The following is a 7,858-nucleotide window of genomic DNA, read 5'->3' on the forward strand; positions in this document are numbered from 1 at the left end:
CGATGTTAAATTTACAAAGACAAGAAACAAAACATTCTTACAATCAAGATCGTATGAACACAAATAACGAATTATTGCTGGAAGTCGCAACACAAGGTGCAAAAAAGGCGTTACAACTTTTAGAAACAACAGAAGATGGACTCTCTAAACAAGAAGCGGCTCGTAGACTTACTTTATATGGCCCCAATGAAATCGCTCATAATAAAATATTGCCGTGGTACGTTCAATTTCTATTAGCATTTAAAAATCCGTTTATTTTTGTTTTATTAGCTCTCGGCGCACTCTCTTTTTTCACAAATGACATACAAGGAACCCTCGTTGTATCTGTCATGGTAATACTTAGTGCAACGATTCGCTTTTTACAAGAATTTCGTTCTCAAAAAGCTGCGGATCAGTTAAAAGCTATGGTTCGAACAACGGCGAGCGTCTTTAGAATAGATGGATTTGTACACGAAATAAAAAACGTAATGAATTTAAAGCAAAATAATACAACGGAAATTCCAATTGAGGAACTTGTACCTGGCGATATTATTTCACTTTCAGCCGGTGATATCGTTCCGGCTGATGTGCGTATTTTATCAGCTAAAGATTTATTTGTGAATCAGTCTTCTTTAACTGGGGAAGCACTTCCTGTAGAAAAGTACGAAAACTGTTACCATACAGAGAATCAACATATCTTACCGAAAAACACGAAAAAAAATTACAATCCACTCGATATGGAAAACCTTTGTTTTATGGGTACAAATATTGTAAGTGGTAGCGCAAAAGCTGTTGTCATCTCCACAAGTACCGATACGTATTTCGGTTCTTTAGCAAAGAAGGTAATTGGTAAGCGCGTAGAAACAAGTTTTGATAAAGGAGTAAACAAAGTAAGCTGGCTCTTAATTACATTCATGCTTATTATGGCACCTATCGTACTTCTCATTAACGGATTTACAAAAGGGGATTGGCAAGAGGCTTTCTTCTTCGCTATCGCTATTGCTGTTGGTCTCACACCTGAAATGTTACCAATGATTGTAACTGCTAATTTAGCAAAAGGTGCCGTTAACATGTCTAAACAGAAAGTAATTGTAAAACAACTGAATTCTATTCAAAACTTAGGTGCTATGAACATTCTTTGTACCGATAAAACGGGTACTTTAACAGAAGATAAAGTTGTACTTGTCCGGCATTTAGATCCAAACGGTAATACATGTAATCGTGTATTACACTTCGCCTATTTAAATAGCTTCTATCAAACAGGATTGAAAAATTTAATAGATAAAGCCGTTATGAAACATACAGAAGAAAACCAAAAGTTTAATCCATCCATTTTTCAAAAACTAGATGAAATTCCATTTGATTTTGCTCGCCGGCGTATGTCTGTCATCGTGAAAGATATTTCAGGTGAATATACAATGGTTTGTAAAGGGGCAGTAGAAGAAATTTTATCTATTTGTAACTACACTGAAATAGATGGAAAAGTTGTTTCTCTTACCGATGACATGCGCTCAAATGTAAAACAACTAAGTGAAACATTAAATAGTGAAGGTATGCGTGTTATTGCTGTAGCTTATAAAAAAGATAGACCAATAAATGATACAGAGTACGCGGTACAAGATGAAAATGATATGATTCTCACTGGATATATTGGCTTTTTAGATCCACCGAAACCATCTGCAGCTACTGCCATTCAAGCATTACAGAAACATGGTGTACAAGTAAAAATTTTAACTGGTGATAACGAAATCGTGACAAGAAAAGTTTGCAAAGAAGTTGGATTAAATATCGGTGAGCCTGTCCTTGGTTACGAAATTGATTCTTTACCTGATAAAGCATTAGCAAAATTAGCCGAAGAAACGACTGTATTTGCTAAACTAAATCCAATGCAAAAATCTCGCATTATACAAGTATTACAAGGAAACGGACACACTGTAGGTTATATGGGAGATGGCATTAACGATGCGGTAGCGTTACGTGAAGCTGACGTTGGCATATGTGTTGATACTGCAACTGATATTGCAAAAGAGTCTTCCGACATTATTTTACTTGAAAAAAGTTTAACGATTTTAGAAGCAGGTATTTTAGAAGGACGCACTACATTTGGTAATATTTTAAAATATATTAAAATGACAGCTAGCTCTAACTTCGGAAATGTATTTAGTGTGTTAGTAGCAAGTGCTTTCATCCCCTTCTTGCCGATGCTTGCCATTCACCTTTTAATTCAAAACTTACTTTATGATATTTCACAACTGTCTATTCCATGGGACAAAATGGATAAAGAGTTTTTAGAAAAACCAAGAAAATGGGATACTGCGAACTTACGGAACTTCATTATTTGTATCGGTCCTATTAGTTCCATATTTGATATCATCACATATGTAGTCATGTGGAACGTCTTCGGTGCGAATACAACTAGCAATCAATCATTATTCCAATCTGGTTGGTTTGTCGTTGGATTACTAACACAAACTTTAATTGTTCACATGATAAGAACACAGAAGATTCCGTTCATTCAAAGTACTGCGTCAATACCGGTTCTTTTATTAACCGCTTGTATTATGGCAATCGGAATTTATATTCCATTCTCACCACTCGGAGCAGCCGTTGGATTACAAGCATTACCACTTAGCTACTTCCCTTGGTTAATAGGAATACTATTAGGCTATGCTTTCTTAACACAGTCCCTAAAAAAAGTTTATATTAAAAAATATCATAGCTGGTTATAAAGTGAAGCTTTCATCAGCCCGCAAATAGGGGGATAAAAATGAGAATGAGCGGGTCCCCACTCATTCTCAAAAACATAACATGGACTTATATGTATGGAGGTGACCATGATGGTATGGTATGACATTGTATTAAGATTATTTATCGCCATTATTGTAGGTGCTTGCATCGGAATGGAACGGCAATGGAGACACAGGATGGCTGGACTACGGACAAATGCTCTCGTATCACTTGGTGCCTGTATATTTGTTTTATTATCCGTCATGCTTGATCACGATGCTAGCCCCTCACGTATTGCCGCTCAAGTCGTTAGTGGGATTGGTTTTTTAGGAGGCGGCGTTATTATCCGCGATGGTTTTAGTATTAGAGGGCTTAATACGGCAGCTACTCTATGGTGCGCAGCTGCCGTTGGTACTCTTACAGGCGCTGGTTTCCTCATTGCAGCTATATTAGGTGCAACTGGCGTTTTACTAGCAAATATACTACTTCGCCCAATCGCTCTCTTTATGAATCAGAAATCAAAAGAAGAATCACCTGAACAAACGAACTACTTACTGTCTCTTACTTGCTCAGAAGAAAATGAAGCCCACATTCGTTTTTTACTTATGCATATGGTAAGTTCTGAAGGGATCGGTTTAAAAGAATTATATAGTGAAGACGTAGATTCTAAGCAAAAAGTGTGTATACAAGCTACATTACATTGCAGTACAAATGCAGCAGTCTTAATTGAAAAAATAGTGAGTAGAATGCTATTAGAATCTGGCGTTACTGCAGCTGGGTGGAAAACTTCATTCAATTTAGAAGCAAGTTAAAAATAAAAGGTGTCATCATATTTATAGCTACATGACACCTTCTACATAAACTTATTTTCTAATTTTTGCTGAAAAGACTTTTCTTGCTTACGTAATAATTGACTACCTCGTTGTAAAATCGGCATTCCATACTTATCATTAATTTGATCAATGACAGCAAGTAGCGGCTCTTCTTTCGCATCTTCTTCAAATGAAAACAAATCTAATTGTTTCACCGATTCTGTCTTCCACTCTATTTCAGTAGCTGTAACACCTAGTAAACGGACGGAATCACCGTCCCAATGTTGCTTCCATAAACGAGATGCTGCCTGAAAAATATCTCGTTCTTCCCAAATGGCATTTTTCAATTGCTTACTCCGCGTTACTGTCCGCCTATCATGATATTTAATCATAATTTGAATATTATAGCTGACAAGGGTTCGCTTTTGTAATCTTTTACTCACTGACTTGGATAGCCTTTCTAACATATCAAGTAATTCTTTCTCTTCATCCATATCCTTTGAAAAAGTCATCGAATTACCGACACTTTTATGTTGTCCCATTTGACTCGGATCAACTTCCCTATCATCCACACCTTTTGCCCGCCTTTGTAAATCAACACCATGCTTTCCAATTTTAGCGCGAATGATATGTTCGTTCCCTTTTGCTAACTGCTCAATTGTTTGTATATGAATATCATTTAATTTTTCAGCTGTTTTTTCTCCAATTCCATGCATCGCTCCAACCGGAAGTGGCCAAATCATTTCTGGAATATCTCGTTTTCGAAGCACAGTAATCCCGAGGGGCTTTTTCATATCAGAAGCTGTTTTTGCTAGGAAAAGGTTTGGAGCAATTCCAATGCTACAGGGTAGCTGTAACTCTGTTAATAACGCCTGCTGAATCATCTTTGCTATTTCAAGAGGCGAACCGAGTGCGTAGCAATCTGTAATATCTAAATATCCCTCATCTATAGAGACTGGTTGTATTTTTTCCGTAAAACGGGAAAGGATTTGAAACATTTGAAATGAAGCTTCACGATATAATGTAAAATTAGGACGCCTTACAACTAATTGCGGGCATAACCTTTTTGCTTCCCAAAGAGGCATCGTTGTATGTATTCCAAATTCCCTCGCCTCATAACTACATGTTATGATGATTCCTTTTCTTTCTTTTTCATTTCCAGCAACCGCTAACGGCTTTCCTTGTAATGATGGGTCATGAGCAATTTCAACAGATGCGAAGAAACAATTCATATCTACATGTAAAATAACACGACCATTTTTCGGATACATTTCTCGCATAGTACTCACTCCCTAATCAGAACGTTCGTTCTTTTATTATATCAAATTTTGCACAATAATTATAATAATTACTTGTTCTTTTCTATCATATTCATTGCTATAATTTAAATAAAGTGGATATATTTGTAATTAGGGGTGATTATTATGAATTCAACTGATAAACTCAATTATACGTTTCTCGTAATTATATTAATTGTCGCAATCAATTATTTACTTCTTCCTATTTTTGATATTAACATAGCTGGTTTCCTCCCTCGGCTAGTCCATGTAGTAACAACTTACATACTGCCATGGATTTTCTTGTATTGGCTTATCCGTCTTGTAAAAGCAATTGAATCAAAATAAAAAGCGTGTAAATCACAATGGATTTACACGCTTTTTCTATTATATTACTTCGCTACTTCTTCAATAATTGAAACAACTAATTCTGCTGTTTTCGCTAATTCTTCAACAGGAATCTTTTCATTTGTTGTATGAATTTCTTCATAACCAACCGCTAAGTTAACTGTTGGAATACCGTGTCCTGCAATTACGTTTGCATCACTTCCGCCACCACTTTGGTGAAGAGAAGGTGTACGACCAATTTTTTCAGCTGCACGTTTTGCAACCTCTACAACGTGGTCGCCATCAGCAAATTTAAATCCTGGGTACATAACGTTTACTTCAACGTCTGCGTGACCGCCCATTTCTTTTGCAGTTGTTTCAAATGCTTCTTTCATTTTCGCAACTTGTACTTCCATTTTTTCATTGATTAATGAACGCGCTTCTGCAAAAATTTGTACATGATCGCAAACGATATTCGTTTGTGTACCACCTTCAAAACGTCCAATATTTGCAGTAGTTTCAGAATCAATACGACCAAGTGGCATCTTCGCAATTGCTTTCGCTGCGATAGTAATTGCGGATACACCTTTTTCTGGTGCTACACCAGCGTGAGCTGTTTTCCCGCGAATAATTGCATTCACTTTCGCTTGTGTTGGAGCTGCAACAACGATTTCACCAACTTTTCCATCGCTATCTAATGCGTAACCGTATTTCGCTGTAATGCGCTCACGATCTAATGCTTTTGCACCAACAAGACCAGATTCTTCTCCAACTGTAATAATAAATTCAATTGTACCATGAGGGATGTTTTTTTCTTTTAAAACACGAATTGCTTCAAACATTGATGCTAATCCTGCTTTATCATCCGCACCTAAAATCGTAGTACCATCTGATACGATATATCCATCTTTAATAGAAGGCTTAATTCCATTACCAGGAACTACTGTATCCATATGAGAAGTAAAGTAAATTGTATCAACACCATCTTTTGTTGCTGGTAATGTACAAATTAAGTTACCTGCACCATGCCCAGTAACAGCCATTGTGTCATCTTCAAATACTTCTACACCTAAATCTGTAAATTTCTTTGTTAATACTTTGCAAATTTCTGCTTCAAATTTCGTTTCAGAATCTACTTGTACTAATTCCATAAATTCATTTACTAAACGTTCTTGATTAATCATAAGACTGCGCCTCCTGCACTACCATTATGTATGTAACACTATTAATTATAACAGAATTTCGCAAAAGTTTCGAAATACAAGACAAAAAACAGACGGTTTATATGTCTAGATAACCATCTGCTTTCTATTACTCATTTAACAATACCCAGCGCATATGATCTTCCCATACTCCATTTACCATTAACATCTTCCTAGACACGCCCTCATATTGAAAGCCTATCTTCGTCACTACTTGTATAGATGCTAAATTTCGCGGCATAATCGGTGCTTCTATACGATGTAATTGAAATTCCTCAAAAGCAACTTGAATCGCTTTTCTAAGCGCTTCTGTCGTATAACCTTTGTTTAACTCTGCCTTATCTAATTTATAACCGAGTACACAAGATTGATAAATGCCGCGAACGATTAAATTAAATGAAATACATCCAATTATTTTCGTATCATCACCCTTTTTAAAAATCCAAAGCCTGATGATTTTACCTTCTGCAAACTCTTTTCTATCCTTTTGTAACTTTTTCTTTTGATAATCTAACGTAAAAAAATCATCCGGTCTATACTCTTCCCAAGCTTTTAAAAATTCACGATTTCTGTCGTAATATTGAAGAACTTTTTCAGCATACGACTCATCGATTTCCCTTAAATGTAAACGATTTGTTTCATATATTTTCATCATCGTATCTCCATTCTTCAGCTTGCATAACAAAAAACTTATAATCTATCATTATTATATATTCTCTACATACATATGAATTTCCTGTTATACTTTACACACACTTCTCGAATTTTGTCATTTCTCTCCCCTTGTCCATAATATCATTTCTCGTTACAATGATATTGTACTGATTTGCAAGGAGGTATAACTATGCATAAAAAAGCTCAAAAAGTTATGATTTATGTAATGCTAATTTCTATGCTTGTAACAACATTACTTGCTGGCGCGAGTATGTTTTGGTAAAAAGGACGATGTATTCGTCCTTTTTTTACGTTTTACACATAATATAACAAAATAAACCATCTCGATATCGAGATGGTTTATTTTATATAAAGCATAACCGCTACAATACTAAAGGAAAATGACATTACAAGTGCTATTATAAAGCTTGTATATTGTTTCTGCTGAAATGCCCCAATAACAAAAGTAAGATTGAGTAATGCCATACATACAAGTGCTACAAGATAAGAACATATATTAAAAGTTGCCAACATGAATGTAACAACAAATAGAAATCCCATAAAGAACTGCATATACGAAAGCTTTGGATTCAAGTACATATGAGCAACCCCTTTATCTAATTTTTCACCCCGATTGGTGAGGGCTGATATTCAGCAGGTAATAACATCCCACTGACTAAAGTTTCATTTTATCTTTCTATACTCCCATTAACTCATGGTTATGTACACATGTCAAGACAACTTGTTACAATAGAAAAAGCCAACCTTTTGAACTGCACCCCAATTGTTAGACACAGTCTAACAATTGGGGGTGCAGTTTTTTTATGACAAAATTTACGAAGGATTCAAAGTTAACGCTCGTTCAAGGATTTAATCCAAA

General features: G+C 35.7%; 8 protein-coding genes. 4 read left to right on the forward strand and 4 right to left on the reverse strand.

Annotation, left to right across the window (positions count from 1 at the left end; all coding sequences use genetic code 11):
• Positions 1-2: 2 nt before the first annotated feature.
• A complete protein-coding gene (gene mgtA / locus ACTFOB_RS21480; protein ID WP_440028839.1) occupies positions 3-2,708 on the forward strand; it encodes a magnesium-translocating P-type ATPase in 2,706 nt (901 codons plus the stop codon).
• 108 nt (positions 2,709-2,816) lie between these two features.
• Complete coding sequence (locus ACTFOB_RS21485) at positions 2,817-3,518, forward strand: MgtC/SapB family protein (RefSeq protein ID WP_440028842.1); 702 nt, start codon at positions 2,817-2,819, stop codon at positions 3,516-3,518.
• Positions 3,519-3,559: 41 nt separating this feature from the next.
• On the opposite strand, the gene ACTFOB_RS21490 is transcribed toward ACTFOB_RS21485, so the two are convergent.
• Positions 3,560-4,798: a DNA polymerase IV gene (locus tag ACTFOB_RS21490; RefSeq protein WP_440028845.1), complete on the reverse strand. Its 1,239-nt coding sequence runs from the start codon at positions 4,796-4,798 to the stop codon at positions 3,560-3,562.
• A 144-nt stretch (positions 4,799-4,942) separates the two neighbouring features.
• Here ACTFOB_RS21490 and ACTFOB_RS21495 point away from each other — a divergent pair, with 144 nt between their 5' ends.
• The gene (locus tag ACTFOB_RS21495) at positions 4,943-5,143 is read left to right on the forward strand and encodes a hypothetical protein (RefSeq protein ID WP_440028848.1); all 201 of its coding nucleotides are present in this window, start codon (positions 4,943-4,945) and stop codon (positions 5,141-5,143) included.
• Positions 5,144-5,187: 44 nt separating this feature from the next.
• Here ACTFOB_RS21495 and ACTFOB_RS21500 read toward each other — a convergent pair whose 3' ends face one another.
• Together ACTFOB_RS21500 and ACTFOB_RS21505 are read right to left on the reverse strand one after the other, a co-directional pair.
• Positions 5,188-6,306 carry a tripeptidase T gene (locus tag ACTFOB_RS21500; RefSeq protein ID WP_048531011.1) on the reverse strand — a complete coding sequence of 373 codons (1,119 nt, stop codon included), beginning with the start codon at positions 6,304-6,306 and terminating at the stop codon, positions 5,188-5,190.
• A 127-nt stretch (positions 6,307-6,433) separates the two neighbouring features.
• Entirely contained in the window at positions 6,434-6,979 is a 546-nt protein-coding gene (locus ACTFOB_RS21505; RefSeq protein ID WP_002008488.1) for a GNAT family N-acetyltransferase, read from the reverse strand.
• 189 nt (positions 6,980-7,168) lie between these two features.
• Between ACTFOB_RS21505 and prli42 the strand changes: the two genes are divergently transcribed.
• Positions 7,169-7,261, forward strand: coding sequence for a stressosome-associated protein Prli42 (gene prli42 / locus ACTFOB_RS21510; RefSeq protein WP_000549038.1), 93 nt, complete (start codon positions 7,169-7,171; stop codon positions 7,259-7,261).
• Positions 7,262-7,338: 77 nt separating this feature from the next.
• Here prli42 and ACTFOB_RS21515 read toward each other — a convergent pair whose 3' ends face one another.
• Positions 7,339-7,578 carry a DUF3894 domain-containing protein gene (locus ACTFOB_RS21515; RefSeq protein WP_440028854.1) on the reverse strand — a complete coding sequence of 80 codons (240 nt, stop codon included), beginning with the start codon at positions 7,576-7,578 and terminating at the stop codon, positions 7,339-7,341.
• Positions 7,579-7,858 lie beyond the last annotated feature (280 nt).

Origin of the sequence: Bacillus cereus group sp. MYBK79-1 (assembly GCF_051915365.1) — a bacterium.
Lineage (GTDB): Bacteria > Bacillota > Bacilli > Bacillales > Bacillaceae_G > Bacillus_A.

What these genes read in the sequence shown, in the direction of transcription:
- mgtA (WP_440028839.1), top strand. Translation starts at nt 3, where the DNA reads ATGTTAAATTTACAAAGACAAGAAACAAAACATTCTTACAATCAAGAT.
- ACTFOB_RS21485 (WP_440028842.1), top strand. Translation starts at nt 2,817, where the DNA reads ATGGTATGGTATGACATTGTATTAAGATTATTTATCGCCATTATTGTA.
- ACTFOB_RS21490 (WP_440028845.1), bottom strand. Translation starts at nt 4,798, where the DNA reads ATGCGAGAAATGTATCCGAAAAATGGTCGTGTTATTTTACATGTAGAT.
- ACTFOB_RS21495 (WP_440028848.1), top strand. Translation starts at nt 4,943, where the DNA reads ATGAATTCAACTGATAAACTCAATTATACGTTTCTCGTAATTATATTA.
- ACTFOB_RS21500 (WP_048531011.1), bottom strand. Translation starts at nt 6,306, where the DNA reads ATGATTAATCAAGAACGTTTAGTAAATGAATTTATGGAATTAGTACAA.
- ACTFOB_RS21505 (WP_002008488.1), bottom strand. Translation starts at nt 6,979, where the DNA reads ATGATGAAAATATATGAAACAAATCGTTTACATTTAAGGGAAATCGAT.
- prli42 (WP_000549038.1), top strand. Translation starts at nt 7,169, where the DNA reads ATGCATAAAAAAGCTCAAAAAGTTATGATTTATGTAATGCTAATTTCT.
- ACTFOB_RS21515 (WP_440028854.1), bottom strand. Translation starts at nt 7,578, where the DNA reads ATGTACTTGAATCCAAAGCTTTCGTATATGCAGTTCTTTATGGGATTT.